The following is a 16,107-nucleotide window of genomic DNA, read 5'->3' on the forward strand; positions in this document are numbered from 1 at the left end:
ATGAGTTCGCGCGGAGCACGGGTCGCCCGCGGCTTCGCGGCCGCCGGTGTCGCGACGCTCGTCGCCGCGCTGTTCCACATGGCGGGAGGCGGGGAGGCGCCCAGCGCGCTCGCCCTCACCCTCAGCCTGGTCTTCTCGTCGCTGGCGAGCATCGTCCTCGTCGGCAAGCGCGCGGCGCCCTGGCGGGTGACGCTGTCCGTGGCGGTCAGCCAGTTCCTGTTCCACGCGCTGTTCACCCTGAGCCCGTCGGCGAGCTTCAGCGGGATGCCGATGGGCGGCCACCTCCACGCCGGGATGCACCTGACGCTGGTGCCCGGGGCGCCCGCTGCCGTGGACGCGGTGACGGCAGGCCCGACCTTCCTGGGAGCGGACGTCTGGATGTGGCTCGCCCACGCCGCGGCCGCCGCCCTGACGATCGCGGTGCTGCTTCACGGTGAGCGCACGCTGCTCGCCGTCGCGCGGTTCGCATTCTTCACGCTGTGCCGGTTCGTCGACCGCGTCACCGCAGTGACGCCGGTGGCGCCGAGCCGCGTCTCGACGCCGGTCGACACCGTCCCGGCGACCCTGCACGGGCTGCAGGCGCTGATCGGGGCGCTGCGCCACCGGGGGCCGCCGCGGGTCGTCGTCCCGGCCGGCTGAACGCTCACGCTCGTCGCCGTCCGGGGAAGGCACCCCACATCCTCCCCACCCGGCCGCCCCGTGCGGCCGAGAAATCGGACGAACCCATGAACAGCACTTCCGTGCGCACCCACGCGCGCATCCGCACCTCCCGCACCCGCACGCTGGGCCTCGCCGGCGCCGCCTCGGTCGCCGCCATCGCCCTCGCGCTCTCCGCCCCGCTCGCGGCCAGCGCCCACGTCACCGTCGGCCCGAACCAGGCCGCGCCGGGCAGCTACGCGACGCTCACCTTCAAGGTCCCGACCGAGTCGGCGACCGCAGGTACCGTCAAGCTGGAGGTCGACCTCCCGACCGACACGCCCCTCGGCTCCGTCTCGTACCAGCCGATCGCAGGCTGGAGCACGCAGGTCGTGAACGAGAAGCTCTCCAAGCCCATCAAGACCGACGACGGGACCGTGACCGAGGCGCCGGTCAAGGTGATCTGGACGGCCGCCTCGGGCGTCCAGGTCGCGCCTGGCCAGTTCCAGCAGTTCGTGATCTCGGCGGGAGCGATGCCCGACACCGGGAACATCGTCCTGCCGACCCACCAGTACTACTCGGACGGCACGGTCGTGAACTGGGACGAGAAGACGCCGGCCTCCGGAGCCGAGCCGGAGCACCCCGCGCCGACCGTCTACATCAACGACGCGCCTCCGGCCGTGGGTGGCTCGTCGAGCGTGCTGGCCACATCCGGTGCGACCTCGCCGACGACCGCGGCAGCATCGCCGGGCGCAGCGGCGGTCGCGATCGGGCTCGGGATCGGCGGACTCGCGCTGGGCGCGATCGCGCTCGTCGTCGCGGTGTTCGCGGCGACCAGACGTCCGCGCACGGCGCCGGCGACCTCCTCGACCTCAACGGAGAAGTGACATGACGAGAATGACGACCCGCGTGCTCGCCGGGGCCGGCCTCCTGGCGGCGGTCGCGCTGGCATTGACGCCCACCGTCGCCGCGAGCGCGCACGACTACCTCGTGCAGACCTCGCCGGCGAGCGGCGCCACGCAGACCGAGCAACTGGACCAGGTGAAGCTGACGTTCAACGACCGCGTGCTCGACCTGGGCGGAGATGGTTCGTCGGCGATCCTCCGCGTCACCGACGCGTCTGGCAAGCATTTCGAGACCGGATGCCCGACCATCCTCGACACGACCGTCTCCGCTCCGACCGCGCTCGGCGCCGCGGGCGCCTACACGGTCGACTGGCAGGTCGTCTCGGCGGACGGCCACACGGTCTCCGGCTCTTACGGCTTCACCTACAAGCCGCCGGCGGGAACCGCGGCGGTGCCCGGCACCACCGCCCCCGGCTGCACGAGCTCGAAGGCGACCCCCGGCGCGGCGCCCGCCCCGTCCTCGACCGCCTCGACCGCCGTGCCCACCAAAGCGTCCTCGGACGGCAACCTCGGCCTGGTCATCGGCATCGCGATCGGCATCGTCGCCCTGGCCCTGATCGGAGTCGTCATCCTCCTCCTCACGCGCCGCAAGCCGCCGACGGAGTCCTGACCACCGCCGAGGGGCACGTAAACGCCCTCAAAACACCGTTTTAGGGGCGTTTACGTGCCCCTCGGCAGATCAGGAGCGGGGGTGCTCGGCGCGCGCGTCGTCGCGGGTGCGCTTGCGCGTGCTGGGGGCGTCCAGCAGGGAGAGCCAGAACAGCAGGCCGAGCAGGCCGAAGATCAGCAGAGCCAGTGCCAGGTCGGTCCACTCGAACGGGATGAACGTGCCGTCGATCGACATCACCAGCACCAGCTCGACGATGCCGAACACGATGAAGAACAGGGCGAGCAGCGTGCGGGTCAGCCGGATGCGCCCGCGCCGGTGCACCTCCACGCGGCGCAGCTCGACCATGAGGGTCAGCAGCAGCAGCGGGAGGACCTGGGCGAGCGTGGCGGCCGTCGTGCCGTCGAGCAGTACCACTCGCGCGTCCAACGGGTCGATCATGTGAGTCAGGGTAGTCGCATCGGAATACCCCTGGCGGAACCAAAGTTGAGCCTATTAGACTCAACTTTGTCACAGGACTTCGAAAGGAAACCCAACAGCATGGCGAACATGCAGGGCGCCCCCTCCACGCAGGAGGACGCGAAGAGCGCGCTCGAACAGTACGGCATCAACCTCACCGAGATCGCCAAGAGCGGCAAGCTCGACCCGGTCATCGGGCGGGACGCCGAGATCCGCCGCGTCAGCCAGGTGCTGACCCGGCGCACCAAGAACAACCCGGTGCTCATCGGCGAGCCCGGCGTCGGCAAGACGGCCGTCGTGGAGGGGCTGGCCCAGCGCATCGTCGCGGGCGACGTCGCCGACTCGCTCAAGGGCAAGCAGCTGGTCACCCTCGACCTGTCCGCCCTCGTCGCGGGCGCGATGTACCGCGGCCAGTTCGAGGAGCGGCTGAAGGCCGTCCTCAAGGAGATCAACGACGCCGAGGGCGAGATCATCACCTTCGTGGACGAGCTGCACATCCTGATGGGAGCCGGCGGCGGGGAGGGCTCGGTCGCGGCCTCCAACATGCTGAAGCCGATGCTGGCCCGCGGCGAGCTGCGGCTCATCGGCGCGACCACGCTCAACGAGTACCGCGAGTTCATCGAGAAGGACGCCGCCCTGGAGCGCCGCTTCCAGCAGGTGTACGTCGGCGAGCCCAGCGTGGAGGACACGGTCGCCATCCTGCGCGGGCTGAAGGGCCGCTACGAGGCGCACCACGGCGTCACCATCGAGGACTCCGCCCTGGTCGCCGCGGCCTCCCTCTCCAACCGCTACATCACCGCGCGGCAGCTGCCGGACAAGGCGATCGACCTGATCGACGAGGCCGCCAGCCGGCTCAAGATGGAGATTGACTCCGCCCCGGTGGAGATCGACACCCTGCAGCGCCAGGTCGAGCGCATGAAGCTCGAGGAGTTCGCGCTCAAGAAGGAGAAGGACGACGCCAGCAAGGACCGCCTGGCGCAGCTCCGCGAGCGCCTCCACGAGCAGGAGGACACCCTCGAAGAGCTCCAGGAGCGCTGGCGCGCCGAGAAGGCCGCGCTCAACCGGGTCGGCGAACTGCGCTCGCAGCTGGAGGAGGCCAAGACCAGCCGCGACCTCGCCCTCCGCGACGGCCGATACCAGGAGGCCTCCCGCATCGAGTACGAGACCATCCCCAACATCGAGCGCGAGCTGGCGGAGGCCGAGCAGGCCGAGCACAGCCACCCCCGCATGGTGAACGAGCAGGTCACCGCCGACGACATCGCAGCGGTCGTGGCCGCGTGGACGGGCATCCCGGTCGACCGGCTCACCCAGGGCGAGACCGAGAAGCTGCTGAACCTGGAGCACGAGCTCGGCCGGCGCATCATCGGCCAGAGGAAGGCCGTGCAGGCGGTCGCCGACGCGGTCCGGCGCACCAGGGCGGGCATCTCCGACCCCGGGCGCCCGACCGGATCGTTCCTGTTCCTCGGTCCGACCGGCGTCGGCAAGACCGAGCTGGCGAAGGCGCTCGCCGCGTTCCTCTTCGACGACGAGAAGGCGATGGTGCGCATCGACATGAGTGAGTACGGGGAGAAGTTCTCCGTCTCGCGGCTCGTCGGCGCCCCTCCCGGGTATGTCGGTTACGAGCAGGGCGGCCAGCTGACGGAGGCCGTGCGGCGTCGCCCGTACTCGGTCATCCTGCTGGACGAGGTCGAGAAGGCGCACCCCGAGGTCTTCGACGTGCTGCTGCAGGTGCTCGACGACGGCCGCCTCACCGACGGCCAGGGCCGCACGGTCGACTTCCGCAACGCGATCCTGATCCTGACCTCCAACCTCGGCAGCCAGCATCTGGTCGACCCGACGCTGGACGAGACCGAGCGCGAGGAGGCCGTGCTGCAGATGGTCCGGCAGGCGTTCAAGCCGGAGTTCGTCAACCGGCTGGACGACATCGTCGTGTTCTCCGCGCTCAGCCAGGAGGAGCTCGGCGAGATCGTGGAGCTCAACATCGACCGCCTGATGCGGCGGCTCGAGGAGCGCCGGCTGGAGCTGGCGGTCACCCCGGACGCCCGGCGCGGGCTGGCCGAGCGCGGCTACGACCCGATCTACGGGGCGCGCCCGCTGCGCCGGCTGATGCAGCGCGAGATCGAGGACCGGCTGGCCACCGAGCTGCTCGCGGGCGAGATCCGCGACGGCGACACGGTGCGCGTCGACCTCGACCCGTCCGGCGAGCGGCTCACTGTCGCCCCGGTGCGCGAGGAGGTCTAGGACGTGCGGGGGCCGGCCGTCAGCGGTCGGCCTCCGTCGCCATCAGCAGGTAGCCGAACTGCTCGGCGACGACCGAGAAGCCGTGCCGCTCGTACAGTCGCTGGGCGCCGAGGTTCTGCTCCCAGACCGTGACCGTGAGCCGGTGGTGCGAGGCGAGGAGCCCGGACAGCACCGCGGAGCCGATGCCGCGGCCCCGGCGTCCGGCGACGACGGCGAGGTCCACGAGGTGCGTGCGGCCGTCCTCGTGGTGCAGCGTGAGGGTTCCGACAGGTTCGCCGTCCTCCAGGACGATGGCGGTCTCGGCGTCGGGATAGCGGTCGCGCCGGTCGGCGGAGTGCGCGCGGTACTTGACGCCCAGCGACGGGTCGGGGACGGCGGCGCCCGTGCCGGGATCGCCGTGGCGGACGTCCCGGAACACGCGCCGGAGGAACGGCTCGTCGGCGGCGGTCGCGGGCCTCGACGTCACTGCGCCAGGGCGGACGGCGGAGGGCATGCCGGCCTCGCTGGTCTCCAGCGGGTCGCCGGTCTCCCGTGCTTCGACCGGCCGCAGCCGGACGGTCCGCGGTTCTACGACGTTCAGCTCGGTCACTCCGAGCACGACCGCGCGCAGCGCCGTCGCGGCACGTCGCGAAACGTCGGGCACAGGCGGGTCCTTCCTCGGCTCGCACGCGGGATTCCGCGGAGCACGGATGCGAGCTTAGGGCATCCACCGCCCCGTCCTCTGGCCCGCAGAGAGGGGCCATACACCTGCCGCGCGTAGGCTGGAGGGCATGCTTGCGACCATCATCCACGGAGAGCGCGACGTGCGCCTCGAAGAAGTCCCCGACCCCGTCCTCTCGACCGGCGGAGACGCCATCGTGCGCGTCGTGGCGGCGTGCGTCTGCGGTTCCGACCTGTGGCCGTACCGCGGCGTGACGCCGACGGCCTCCCCGCGCCGCATCGGCCACGAGTTCGTCGGCGTCGTGGAGGAGGTCGGCCCCGAGGTGTCGACCATCGCCGTCGGCGACTTCGTGATCGCCCCGTTCTACGACTGCGACATGACCTGCGAGAACTGCAAGAACGGTGTCAGCACCTCCTGCCTGCACGGCGGCTGGTGGGGCGCCGACGACAAGGTCGGCGGCTTCGCCGACGGCGGCCAGGGCCAGAAGGTGCGCGTGCCGCACGCCGACGGCTCGCTCGTCGCGACGCCGGAGTACCCGCGCGCGGAGCTCATCCCGAGCCTCCTGACCCTGTCGGACGTGATGGGCACCGGTCACCACGCCGCCGTCTCCGCCGGCGTCACCGAGGGCAGCACCGTCGTCGTGGTCGGCGACGGCGCGGTCGGCCTGTGCGCGGTGCTCGCGTCCAAGCGGCTCGGCGCGTCCCGCATCGTCGCCATGTCGCGGCACGAGTCGCGCCAGGCGCTGGCCCGCGAGTTCGGTGCGACCGACATCGTCGCCGAGCGCGGCGAGGAGGGCATCGCGGCGGTCAAGGACCTCTTCGACGGCATCGGCCCGGACTGCGTGCTGGAGGCCGTCGGCACCAAGGAGTCGATGGACCAGGCCATCCGGTCCGCGCGTCCCGGCGGGATGGTCGGTTACGTCGGCGTCCCGAACGGCGGCGCAGAGCTGCCCATCCGCACACTGTTCAACACGAACGTCGGCGTGAACGGCGGCGTCGCCCCGGTGCGCAACTACGTGGAGGAGCTGCTGCAGGACGTCTGGTCGGGCGCGATCGAGCCGGGCAAGGTCTTCGACCTGGAGGTGCCGCTGGAGGACATCGCCGAGGCCTACGCCGCGATGGACGAGCGCCGCGCGATCAAGACCCTGGTGCGGCCGTAACGGATCCGAATGCGAAGAAGGGCACGTCGCGAACGCGACGTGCCCTTCTCCGTGTGTTGCGGGGGTTTCCGGGTACGGGGGTTTCCGGTCTGCGGGGCGGGAGGCCTCAGGAGTTGACGAGCACGACCTCGTCCAGCGCGTTGCGGGTGCGCGGGGCGAGCTCGCGCTCGCGCAGCGGCTCGGGCAGCGCGTCCACGTCGCCGAGCATGCCGACGGCGGTCACGGAGACCGGCACGAAGCGCTCCTCGACGTCGAACGCGGCACGGATCCCCGCCGGGTCGAAGCCGCCCATCTGGTGGGTGTGCAGGCCGTCGTGGTGGGCCTGGACGCTCAGGTGCGCGACGGCCTGGCCGACGTCGTAGGTGGCCCAGCGACGCTCGTTGCCCTCCGCGTCGACGACCTCGGCGAGGGCGACGACGAGCGCGCCGGCCGCGCCGGCCCACATCTGGTTGAAGCCCATCAGGTTGGCGACGATCGCGTCGAAGGCCTCGGTGCCGCGCCGGGCGACGATGAAGCGCCACGGCTGGGAGTTGTTGGCGGACGGCGACCAGCGCGCGGCCTCGAGGGCGGCGGTCAGCTTGTCCTCGTCGATGACGGCCTCGGTGTCGAAGGCGCGCGGGCTCCAGCGCTCGGCGAGCGCGGGCAGCAGCGGGAAGGACGTGTCGGCGGTGCGGGTGACGGTGTCGGTCAGCGACATGGGATGGGACTCCTCGACGGTGGAAACAGGGTGACGAGGCTCCATTGCCCAGCTATATCCATGTGAACACATGGAGCTGGGAGAGTATTCCGGAATTTTGGTGACGTGTCTCCTTGGGGATGCCGGACGCCCTACAGCCAGTCCTTCCGCTTGAACGTCAGGTACAGCCCGCCGCAGCCCACGACCATGAGCAGCGTCGACATCCACAGGCCGCCCATCGTGTTGAAGCCCGGGTACGGCAGGTTCTGGCCGTAGAAGCCGGTCACCGCCGCCGGGACCGCGATGATCGCCGCCCAGCTGGTCACCTTCTTCATGATGACGTTGAGGCGGTTGCCCTCCATCGCGATCTGCGTGTCGGACAGCGCGGTTACCAGGTCGCGCAGCGAGTCCGCCCACTCCACGTGGTGCACGCCGCGGTCGTAGAGGCCCTGGAAGAGCGGGAACAGCGCCGGGCTGACGCAGTCGGCCTCGCGGCGGAGCAGGGCGTCAACGGCGTCGCGGAGCGGGAGGAGGCAGCGGCGCAGGCGGGAGGCCGACTTGCGCAGCTGATAGACGCGGTTCTGGATGATGGCCGGCTTGGCACCGGGGGCCAGGAGCACGTCCTCGATGTCGTCCAGCTCGTCGTCGAGCGCGTTGAGGGCGGCGCCGGCCTCGCCGAGCAGCTCGTCCAGCACGATCCACAGCAGCCAGCCGACGCCCTGGTCGCGGTGCCGCTTCTCGGTGGCGAGCCGGGCGCGCAGCGGCTCGAAGTCGAAGTCGCCGTCGTGGTCGAGGATCAGCAGCCGCGGCAGCACGTAGATGTGCAGGTCCGCGACGACCAGCTGGAACGTCGGCTCCTCCAGCTGCACCCGGTGAGTGGACAGGCGGACGTGCTCGCCGGCGACCATGGGCATGTGCCCGGTGGAGGCCGACGCCGGCGGGTGGATGATGTCGTCGGCGCCGAGCCGGTCGGCCAGCTCGGCGAGCTGCAGGCGGTCGGGGTCCCGGATCTCCAGGTAGCCGAACGCGGTGCTCGTCTGGAGCACGTCCAGCACCTCGGCGAGGGAGCCGACGTCGGTGCGCTGGTCCCCGTCGAAGAGCGACCCCCGGAGCTGGAGCGACTCCTGAACCTGTTGCGACACGCGACCTCCTCGTAGGCTGACGCTCCAACCTACGACCTCCCCGCTGAGTCGCCGCCGGTTGACCGTGATGGAGTTCTCAGGAAGTGGTGACGGCACGGCCCCAGTTGTGGTGGCACTTCCCGGCCGCCGGGCCGCTGCCTAGGCTGAGCGCACACACCTGCAGAGGAGGCCGTCATGCCCGACGGATTCGACCCCACCGTCCCGCCGTCCGGCGCGGGCTGCGCCGACTGCGACGCGTCCGGAGGGTGGTGGGTGCATCTCCGCCGCTGCGCCGAGTGCGGGCACGTGGGGTGCTGCGACTCCTCGCTGTCCCGGCATGCCCGCGCGCATGCCGCGGCGACGGGGCATCCGGTCGCGCAGAGCTTCGAGCCGGGGGAGGACTGGTTCTGGGATTACGCACTCGACGCCTACGTCGAGGGGCCGCTGCTCGCGCCGCCGGACAGCCATCCCGCGACGCAGACCACCCCGGGGCCGGCCGAGCGTGTGCCGGCCGATTGGCAGGAGGTCCTGGCCGCGCGCGGCTGAACGCGACGGAATGGACTGAGCTCAGGGCACCAGATCCTGGTACTGCGGCAGTGACCCGTCCAGCACCGGCACATCCAGCGTCTCCGTCACCGTGCTGGTCTGGAACGTCACCGGCTCCAGCGCGCCCGGCTTGGCGTCCAGGCCGTCGAACGTGACGGACTGGCCGTCGGAGGTGCCGAGCTGCACCGACTCGGCGGGCTTCACGGTGACCGTCTCGGACCCGGCCGACGTGACGATGCGCACCTCCTCGCTCGACTCGCCCTGGTTGACGAGGGTCGCGACGAGACTCGCGGGGGAGGACGACTGCGCCGTGAGCAGCACCGCGTTGCCGATGAAGGCTGGGGAATTGCATCTGATGCAGGATTCAGGGATTCGAGACCGGCCGAGGCTGCGTCGCCTCGGGCCCTGTGGTCGCTGCGTAGAAACGCCACATGAGGTGCTGCGGTGCGGAAACGAGGAGCGAACCTCACCCCGGATCGTGCATCTGATGAATGATATCATCATCGGGTGTCGGTGCGAGGTGCGGATGGTCCCGAGGAGGAGCGGTCGGTGCGCGTTGCTCAAGGCAGCCCAGCGGCGCGGCTGCTCACACCGGGCGTGGCGCTGTTCGCCGCCGAGGAGACCGTGCTCGCGGCGATGCTGGAGGGCTGGGAGCTGCAGCAGCGGTCCCGAATGCTGTCGGGGTTGACGATCGAGCGTCGGCTGTTGACGGTTCGCCGGTTCGCGTCGTTCACGAACGACTACCCGTGGCACTGGACGCCGGGCGATGTCGAGGCGTGGACGGCGGAGATGGTCTCGGCGGGGATGGCGCACTCGACGGTGCGGAACTACCAGATGGCGGTGTCGCTGTTCTGCGGCTACCTCTCCGATCCCCGTTATCAGTGGCACGAGGTCTGCGAACGGCACTTCGGAGACGTGCCGGTGCAGGTGTTCCACGAGTGGAACACGGTGATCCATCGCAGCGACTACGAGGGGCGGCCGGGCAACCGGCCGCTGTCGCGCGACGAGCTCCAAGCGTTCTTCGACTATTGCGACCAGCGCGTCTCCCAGGTGCAGTCGACGGGCCGCAAGGGCTGGCTGGCGGCGTTCCGCGACGCGACACTGTTCAAGACGATCTACGCCTGGGGTCTGCGCCGGCGGGAAGCCTCCAAGTTGGAGACGGTTGACTGGTCGGGCAACGCTGCGGCTATCGGGTTCGGCCGATACGGGGCGCTGGCCGTCCGCTACGGCAAAGCACTGCGCGGCAGCCCGCCCAGGCGTCGCACCGTTCTGACCACGATGGGGTGGGCGGCCGAGGCCGTCGCGGAGTGGACGGAGGAGCTTCGCCCGCTCTACGACGCGACAGGCACGGCGTTGTGGCCGACTGAGCGGCGCGCCCGCGTCAGCGCGGATGCGATCTCGCGACGGTTCGCCGAGTACCGGGACGCGATCGGTCTGGACCGGAACCTCGGCCCGCACTGCCTGCGCCACTCGTATGCGACGCATCTGCTCGAAGACGGCTTCGACCACTTGTTCGTGCAGCAGCAGCTCGGCCATTCCTGGGGCTCGACGACCGCGATCTACACGACCGTCGGCGCCGACTACAAGAACAAGGCGCTGCGCCGAGCCCTCGACCGCGCCTTCCAGCCCGAGACCGAGTGAGACCCCGAGGAGGAACACGATGGCACGCACACCCCAGCCCCGCCTGGGATACCGATGGCACCTGCGACGGCTGATGGCCGCCCAGGAGATGTTCGCCACCACGACACTGGTTCCGCTGCTCGCCGAGCGCGGCATCGTCCTGTCTGAAGCGCAGGTATATCGGCTCGTCACCGGCACCCCCGAGCGGTTGAGCCTGCGCACTCTGACCGCGCTCTGCGACATCCTCGGCTGCACCCCGAACGACCTCATCGAGCCCGTCGCCGAGACCGCAGCCGTCAAAGCTACCGGCACCACCGGGAAACCCACTGCCGTCTCGGCCACGGCGAAGACCCGCACCCCGCGGCGCGCGGATATCACCCGCAGCAAGTGACGGGACAAACCTGTCAGCTCTGCGACCGCGCCGCGATGCCCGGCCGTGGGCTCTGCTCGCGTTGCAGCAAGGGCGTCGGTCGAGTGCGCGGCGACTGCTCCCGCTGCGAGAAACCGGATCGGCTGCTCGACTTCGAGGGCCGCTGCCGATGGTGTCGTGAACGAGCCAGGAAACACTGCCAGGACTGCAGCCGCAGTGACGTCCTCCTCGTCGGCATCGACGGGAACCGTGTCTGCAATCCCTGCGCGCTGCGGCGGCACCTTGACCGCGTGCTCACCGGAGACGGCGTGCTCGCCCCGCTGCACGCGTCGGTCCTCGCCGCGGAACCCCTCACGACCCGCCGCTGGCTGACCCGCACCCGCGACCTGCTGCGCGACCTCGACACCGGCCGCATCCCGCTCAGCCACGACACCCTCGACCGGTTCCCGCAACGCCGAGCAGCCGAGCATCTGCGCGCGCTGCTGATCGCCGCTGGGCTCCTCGAGCCGGACCCTCATCGAAGCCTGCGCCGCCTCGAAGCCCGCGTCCTGGATCTGACCGCACCGCTGGATCACGAGCACCGGCAGCTCGCGACGCGCTGGCTCAACTGGAAAGTCCTGCCACGGCTGCGGACTCTGGACGAGCAACAGCGCGTCGACATCAGCGCGCGCAACGCTACCCGCCAGATCGAACAGGTCGTCGCCTTCCTCGCTGGACTGCAAGACGTCGACCGGCATCTGGACGAGGCAACCCAGCACGATATCGATTCGTGGTTCGCGGGCCCCGGCGCCATCCGACACGTCGTCCGCCCGTTCCTCACCTGGGCACGCCAGAACCGTCAGCTGCCCCGAGAGATCGAGCTCCCGCCCACCTACGTCGGACAGCCCGTCACCCCGATGGACACCGAACAGCGTTGGCAGATCGCCCGGCGACTGATCACCGACGACACCCTCGATCCCGCCGACCGGATCGCCGCCGCGCTCATCGTGCTCTACGCGCAACCGGTGAACCGGGTCGTTGCGCTCACGACCGACGACGTGACCGTCACCGAGACCGGCACGAACCTCGCCCTCGGCACTGACGCGCTCGAACTGCCCGAGCCGTTCGCGACCGTGATCCGCCAACTCCCGGTCCGCCGCCGCGCCGGCACGGCCGAGCAGCTCCCGACCCGATGGCTGTTCCCCGGAAACCACGCCGGCACCCACATCACCCAGAACGCTCTAGCGAACCGGCTGCGCCGAACACTCGACATCCAGCCGAGGCAACTGCGCCTGGCCGCAGCCGAGCAGCTCACCCGAGAGATCCCGCCCGCGATGCTCGCCAGCATCCTCGGACTGCGCCCACTCACCATCGTCCGCATCAGCGCGAACGCTGGCGGCTCGTGGGCGAACTACGCCGCCGACCGGCAGACCTGACAGCGAGTATTCACGGGGTTCGAATACGCCAACCCTGCCAGTCAAGATCGGGCCGATGTCGCCGTTCACGCCGTCCGCGGTCTCCTGGATGTATTTGGTGTCCTGTGGGGCGAGCAGATCGCAACCGGTCAGGAGGCCCAGGACGGCCACGCCGACGAGGGCGGCGGCGACGCGGCGACGCGTCCGCACGGCTGGTCCACCGCGTCGTGCGGTGCGGGATGCGAAGCCGGCCTGTGCGCTCACGGCGTCAGCATAGCCCCGCCGGTGACGCTCGCAGTAGGCCCGTCCGGCGAAGCCCGGAGGGCCGGCGAAAGCGCTCTCCCGTGTGAACGCCGTGTGTCGTGCGTGTAAATCTTCGTAACCTCACAGAGAGCGCTTTCCCGCTCCGACCGGGGTACACGGAACGTTCTCTTCGTGCTCCGCCACGCCCGGGATCCGATCCGTCGATCGATCCTCTGATCAGCATTTCGATGCCTCGATCACAGGCCGCCTCGTCGTGTCGGCAAGTCGGCGGACACGTCCCCCGCATGCAGACAGCCCGCGCGCCGTCAAGACCGTTCCACCCCCACTTGCGGGGCGTCGATCCCGCCCCGTACAACTGGGACCACCCGAACCGACCAGATCCCCGCCGACGTGGATGCCATCCCCTTTCAGCACCCCGAGAGGCCTGTCTCGTGTTCATCTTCCTGCTGCAACTCCGGCACATGCTGGGCGGCCACCCCGAGTTCTACCTGTTCGCCATCTACTCCGCCCTGATCTGGGTCATCTGGATCGTCAAGGTCCTGATGTCCCGCCGCTACCGCCCGTACACCGGCGAGTTCCACGGCACGACCAGCGTCGTCGTCCCGGTCGTGGACGAGCCGCTCGACCTGTTCCGCGACGTGCTCGGCCGCATGGTCGAGCAGCGGCCGGGGGAGATCATCGTCGTCATCAACGGCGCCCCCAACCCCGAGCTGGCGGAGGTGTGCGAGGAGTTCGCGCCGCTGGTGCGCTGGGTGCACACGCCCATCCCGGGCAAGCGCAACGCGGTGATGATCGGGACGCGGATGTCCACCGGCGAGATCACCGTCCTGGTCGACTCCGACACCGTCTGGACCCAGGACACCCTGAGCGAGCTGGTCAAGCCGTTCGCCGACCAGCGCGTGGGCGGCGTCACCACGAAGCAGCGCATCCTGGAGCCGGAGCGGAGCTGGATCACCCGCTGGGCGGACTGGCTGGAGAACTCGCGCGCGCTCTACTCGATGCCCGCGCAGAGCGTCGTCGGGCAGATCGGCTGCCTCCCCGGCCGGACCATCGCCTTCCGCCGCTCGATCCTGATGCGGGTCATGGACAAGTTCATGACCGAGAAGTTCCTCGGGGTGTTCCTGGAGGTCTCCGACGACCGCACGCTGACCAACCTGACGCTGAAGGAGGGCTACCGCACCGTCTACCAGCACACCAGCCTCTGCTACACGGACGCCCCGCTGAAGGTGAAGAAGCTGTTCAAGCAGCAGCTCCGCTGGGCGCGCGGCAGCCAGTACAACACGATGCGGATGCTGCCGTGGATGCTCGGCCACGCGCCGATCCTGGCGTTCTTCTTCGTGATGGACATCCTGCTGCCGTTCATCCTCGCCGGCGTGCTGGGCGGCTGGGTGTACCGGTCGATCACCGGCCAGGGCTACAACTTCTACGAGGGCTTCCTGAAGTCTTACGGCATCCAGGGCGGCATCATTACGGTGGTCGCGCTGATGGTCGCGTCGTCCGTGATCAGCATGTCGATCCGGCAGATCCGGCACCTCTCCGAGAAGCCGAGCGACTTCTTCCGCCTGCCGATCTTCATCATCGTCTCGACGTTCTTCCTCATGCCGATCCGGCTGCTCGGCTTCTTCCGGATGGCGCATGCCAGCGGCTGGGGCACCAGGGCCGGGGCGTACGCCGGAGGGCCGGGGGAGATCAGCTCGGACGACGAGATCGCCGCGCTCGGGACGACCACCGCCGAGCGTGTCGACCTACCCGACGCCGTCGGAGGGGTGACCTCCGCGACCGCCCTCGCGATCGCCACGCGCCCCACGACCGCCGTCACCACCCGCGCGCAGGCGAAGACCACCACCAAGAAGACCACCACCAAGAAGACCACCCGGCGCCGGCTGAACCCGCTCGCCGCCATCCCGTACCTGATCGGCATCGCGATCCTGACCCTGGAGGCCCTGTTCCTTGTCTAGCCCGACCTTCACCGGCCGCGTCGCCGGCCGAGCCCACAGCTGGTGGGCCCAGTCCAAGTCCCGCTCGCAGGCCACCCTGGCCGCCTTCCTCGCGCTGGCCATGGTCCTGATCGGCATCTCCGCCTACGTGTGGGTCTCGCCCACTGGGGCTCCGCTGCGCGAGGCGGTCGCCGACGCCACTGAGACCGTGACGCCGTTCGCCACGCAGAACGCGGAGCTCAAGCGCAACCTCGACCGCGCGACGCAGACCATCGCCTCCCAGAAGGGGAAGATGACCGCGATGCAGGCCGAGTCCGTCGCAGCCCAGGCCGGCGCCGCCAAGCAGCTCGCCGTCGCACAGCAGAAGGCGCAGGCCGCGCAGAGCGAACTCGCGAGCGTCAAGGCGCAGCTCGCCGCCGCGCAGGCGAAGTCCGGTAACTCGTCCACTCACTCGTCCACCGGTGCGGGGGCCTCCGGCAAGCCCGCGTCGAGCTCGTCCGGCAGCGCGGACACCCCGGTCACAGCTCCGGCCCGCGCCGACCTCCTGGACCCGTCGACCCGCTACTTCGGCATGTACACCGACCAGGCGCCGTTCAACTGGGCCACCTTCGACGCCACGAGCACGAAGATTGGCGTCTCGCCCAACCTGGTCGGCTACTTCCAGGGCTGGGACCAGACGTTCCGCGCCGACGCCGTCAAGCGCGCCTGGCAGCAGGGCCGCATGCCGATGATGACCTGGGAGTCGCGTCCGAGCAGCGCGGACAACTCGTCCAACTCGGCGCCGGACTACTCGCTCCCGAAGATCATCGGAGGCGACTTCGACGCCTACCTGCACCAGTACGCGAAGGATGTCGTCGCGAGCGGCCTCCCGCTCGCGATCCGGCTCGACCACGAGATGAACGGCATCTGGTACCCGTGGTCGGAGAACGACGGCGCGGGCAACCCGATCAACGGCAACAGTCCGGGCGACTACGTGAAGATGTGGCGGCACGTCCACGACATCTTCCAGCAGGAGGGCGCGAACGACCTGGTCGTCTGGGTGTGGGCGCCGAACATCGTCAACAACCTCCCCGCAACGCACAAGGCGGCCGGCTACCTCGAGAACCTCTACCCCGGCGACGACTACGTCGACTGGGTGGGGCTGTCGGGCTACCTGCGCCCGCCGTACAAGTCCGACAACGACTTCAGCTTCGGCTACACGTTCCAGCCGAGCCTCGACAAGCTGCGCAGCATCACGAAGAAGCCGATCATCCTCGCGGAGGTCGGAGCGTCGGAGACCGACGGCCACAAGCCCGGCTGGATCACCTCCTTCTTCACTGCCCTCGCCAAACCGGAGAACTCCGACATCATCGGCTTCTCCTGGTTCAACCTCGCCGTGACCAGCTACGTGGAGGGCGTCCGCGCCACCAACGACTGGCGTATCGACTCCCGTTCGGACACGCTGTCGGCGTTCATCGCCGGCCTCACCCGGCCGGAAGACGACTTCACCCTCACCCCGGCTCCGTGACTCC

The 16,107-nt window shown here is 69.9% G+C and carries 16 protein-coding genes; 11 read left to right on the top strand and 5 right to left on the bottom strand.

The genetic code is table 11. The features are described from left to right. From F1C12_RS16195 to F1C12_RS16205, 3 genes are all read left to right on the top strand, one after another. Nucleotides 1-639: a hypothetical protein gene (locus tag F1C12_RS16195; protein WP_185275925.1), complete on the top strand. Its 639-nt coding sequence runs from the start codon at nt 1-3 to the stop codon at nt 637-639. An 86-nt stretch (nt 640-725) separates the two neighbouring features. Beyond that, nucleotides 726-1,523, top strand: coding sequence for a YcnI family copper-binding membrane protein (locus tag F1C12_RS16200; RefSeq protein ID WP_185275926.1), 798 nt, complete (start codon nt 726-728; stop codon nt 1,521-1,523). A gap of 1 nt (nt 1,524) precedes the next feature. Beyond that, the gene (locus F1C12_RS16205; RefSeq protein ID WP_258045945.1) at nt 1,525-2,151 is read left to right on the top strand and encodes a copper resistance CopC family protein; all 627 of its coding nucleotides are present in this window, start codon (nt 1,525-1,527) and stop codon (nt 2,149-2,151) included. Nucleotides 2,152-2,220: 69 nt separating this feature from the next. Here F1C12_RS16205 and F1C12_RS16210 read toward each other — a convergent pair whose 3' ends face one another. After that, nucleotides 2,221-2,589: a hypothetical protein gene (locus F1C12_RS16210; protein WP_185275927.1), complete on the bottom strand. Its 369-nt coding sequence runs from the start codon at nt 2,587-2,589 to the stop codon at nt 2,221-2,223. 99 nt (nt 2,590-2,688) lie between these two features. Here F1C12_RS16210 and F1C12_RS16215 point away from each other — a divergent pair, with 99 nt between their 5' ends. Next, nucleotides 2,689-4,848, top strand: coding sequence for an ATP-dependent Clp protease ATP-binding subunit (locus tag F1C12_RS16215; protein WP_185275928.1), 2,160 nt, complete (start codon nt 2,689-2,691; stop codon nt 4,846-4,848). Nucleotides 4,849-4,867: 19 nt separating this feature from the next. Here the strand turns inward: F1C12_RS16215 and F1C12_RS16220 are convergent, their stop codons facing one another. Next, nucleotides 4,868-5,491, bottom strand: a complete 624-nt coding sequence (locus tag F1C12_RS16220; RefSeq protein WP_185275929.1) for a GNAT family N-acetyltransferase — start codon at nt 5,489-5,491, stop codon at nt 4,868-4,870. Between the two features lie 127 nt (nt 5,492-5,618). On the opposite strand from F1C12_RS16220, the gene F1C12_RS16225 reads away from it, so the two are divergent. After that, on the top strand, nt 5,619-6,668 hold the full coding sequence (locus F1C12_RS16225; RefSeq protein ID WP_185275930.1) for a zinc-dependent alcohol dehydrogenase family protein: 1,050 nt from the start codon (nt 5,619-5,621) through the stop codon (nt 6,666-6,668). 106 nt (nt 6,669-6,774) lie between these two features. Here F1C12_RS16225 and F1C12_RS16230 read toward each other — a convergent pair whose 3' ends face one another. Both F1C12_RS16230 and F1C12_RS16235 read right to left on the bottom strand, forming a co-directional pair. Further along, a complete protein-coding gene (locus F1C12_RS16230; RefSeq protein ID WP_185275931.1) occupies nt 6,775-7,365 on the bottom strand; it encodes a nitroreductase family protein in 591 nt (196 codons plus the stop codon). 131 nt (nt 7,366-7,496) lie between these two features. Beyond that, the gene (locus tag F1C12_RS16235; RefSeq protein WP_185275932.1) at nt 7,497-8,486 is read right to left on the bottom strand and encodes a CorA family divalent cation transporter; all 990 of its coding nucleotides are present in this window, start codon (nt 8,484-8,486) and stop codon (nt 7,497-7,499) included. A 174-nt stretch (nt 8,487-8,660) separates the two neighbouring features. Between F1C12_RS16235 and F1C12_RS16240 the strand changes: the two genes are divergently transcribed. Beyond that, nucleotides 8,661-9,011, top strand: coding sequence for a UBP-type zinc finger domain-containing protein (locus tag F1C12_RS16240; protein WP_185275933.1), 351 nt, complete (start codon nt 8,661-8,663; stop codon nt 9,009-9,011). Between the two features lie 21 nt (nt 9,012-9,032). On the opposite strand, the gene F1C12_RS16245 is transcribed toward F1C12_RS16240, so the two are convergent. Continuing rightward, nucleotides 9,033-9,332 (bottom strand): hypothetical protein, encoded by a 300-nt coding sequence (locus tag F1C12_RS16245; RefSeq protein WP_185275934.1) that lies wholly within the window; start codon nt 9,330-9,332, stop codon nt 9,033-9,035. A gap of 186 nt (nt 9,333-9,518) precedes the next feature. On the opposite strand from F1C12_RS16245, the gene F1C12_RS16250 reads away from it, so the two are divergent. From F1C12_RS16250 to F1C12_RS16270, 5 genes are all read left to right on the top strand, one after another. Beyond that, on the top strand, nt 9,519-10,652 hold the full coding sequence (locus F1C12_RS16250) for a tyrosine-type recombinase/integrase (RefSeq protein WP_258045872.1): 1,134 nt from the start codon (nt 9,519-9,521) through the stop codon (nt 10,650-10,652). A gap of 19 nt (nt 10,653-10,671) precedes the next feature. Next, complete coding sequence (locus tag F1C12_RS16255; protein ID WP_185275282.1) at nt 10,672-11,022, top strand: helix-turn-helix domain-containing protein; 351 nt, start codon at nt 10,672-10,674, stop codon at nt 11,020-11,022. 269 nt (nt 11,023-11,291) lie between these two features. Further along, nucleotides 11,292-12,416 carry a hypothetical protein gene (locus tag F1C12_RS16260; RefSeq protein ID WP_185275590.1) on the top strand — a complete coding sequence of 375 codons (1,125 nt, stop codon included), beginning with the start codon at nt 11,292-11,294 and terminating at the stop codon, nt 12,414-12,416. 674 nt (nt 12,417-13,090) lie between these two features. Next, on the top strand, nt 13,091-14,617 hold the full coding sequence (locus tag F1C12_RS16265; RefSeq protein WP_185275935.1) for a glycosyltransferase family 2 protein: 1,527 nt from the start codon (nt 13,091-13,093) through the stop codon (nt 14,615-14,617). After that, entirely contained in the window at nt 14,610-16,103 is a 1,494-nt protein-coding gene (locus F1C12_RS16270; protein ID WP_258045946.1) for a glycoside hydrolase family 26 protein, read from the top strand. The genes F1C12_RS16265 and F1C12_RS16270 overlap by 8 nt, the downstream gene beginning before the upstream one ends. The last annotated feature ends 4 nt before the right edge of the window (nt 16,104-16,107 follow it).

Origin of the sequence: Leifsonia shinshuensis (genome assembly GCF_014217625.1) — a bacterium.
In the GTDB taxonomy this organism is placed as follows: Bacteria; Actinomycetota; Actinomycetes; order Actinomycetales; family Microbacteriaceae; genus Leifsonia; species Leifsonia shinshuensis_A.

Coding starts and splice junctions, on each gene's coding strand:
- F1C12_RS16240 (WP_185275933.1), top strand. CDS start 8,661: ATGCCCGACGGATTCGACCCCACCGTCCCGCCGTCCGGCGCGGGCTGC.
- F1C12_RS16230 (WP_185275931.1), bottom strand. CDS start 7,365: ATGTCGCTGACCGACACCGTCACCCGCACCGCCGACACGTCCTTCCCG.
- F1C12_RS16200 (WP_185275926.1), top strand. CDS start 726: ATGAACAGCACTTCCGTGCGCACCCACGCGCGCATCCGCACCTCCCGC.
- F1C12_RS16195 (WP_185275925.1), top strand. CDS start 1: ATGAGTTCGCGCGGAGCACGGGTCGCCCGCGGCTTCGCGGCCGCCGGT.
- F1C12_RS16215 (WP_185275928.1), top strand. CDS start 2,689: ATGGCGAACATGCAGGGCGCCCCCTCCACGCAGGAGGACGCGAAGAGC.
- F1C12_RS16205 (WP_258045945.1), top strand. CDS start 1,525: ATGACGAGAATGACGACCCGCGTGCTCGCCGGGGCCGGCCTCCTGGCG.
- F1C12_RS16210 (WP_185275927.1), bottom strand. CDS start 2,589: ATGATCGACCCGTTGGACGCGCGAGTGGTACTGCTCGACGGCACGACG.
- F1C12_RS16255 (WP_185275282.1), top strand. CDS start 10,672: ATGGCACGCACACCCCAGCCCCGCCTGGGATACCGATGGCACCTGCGA.
- F1C12_RS16225 (WP_185275930.1), top strand. CDS start 5,619: ATGCTTGCGACCATCATCCACGGAGAGCGCGACGTGCGCCTCGAAGAA.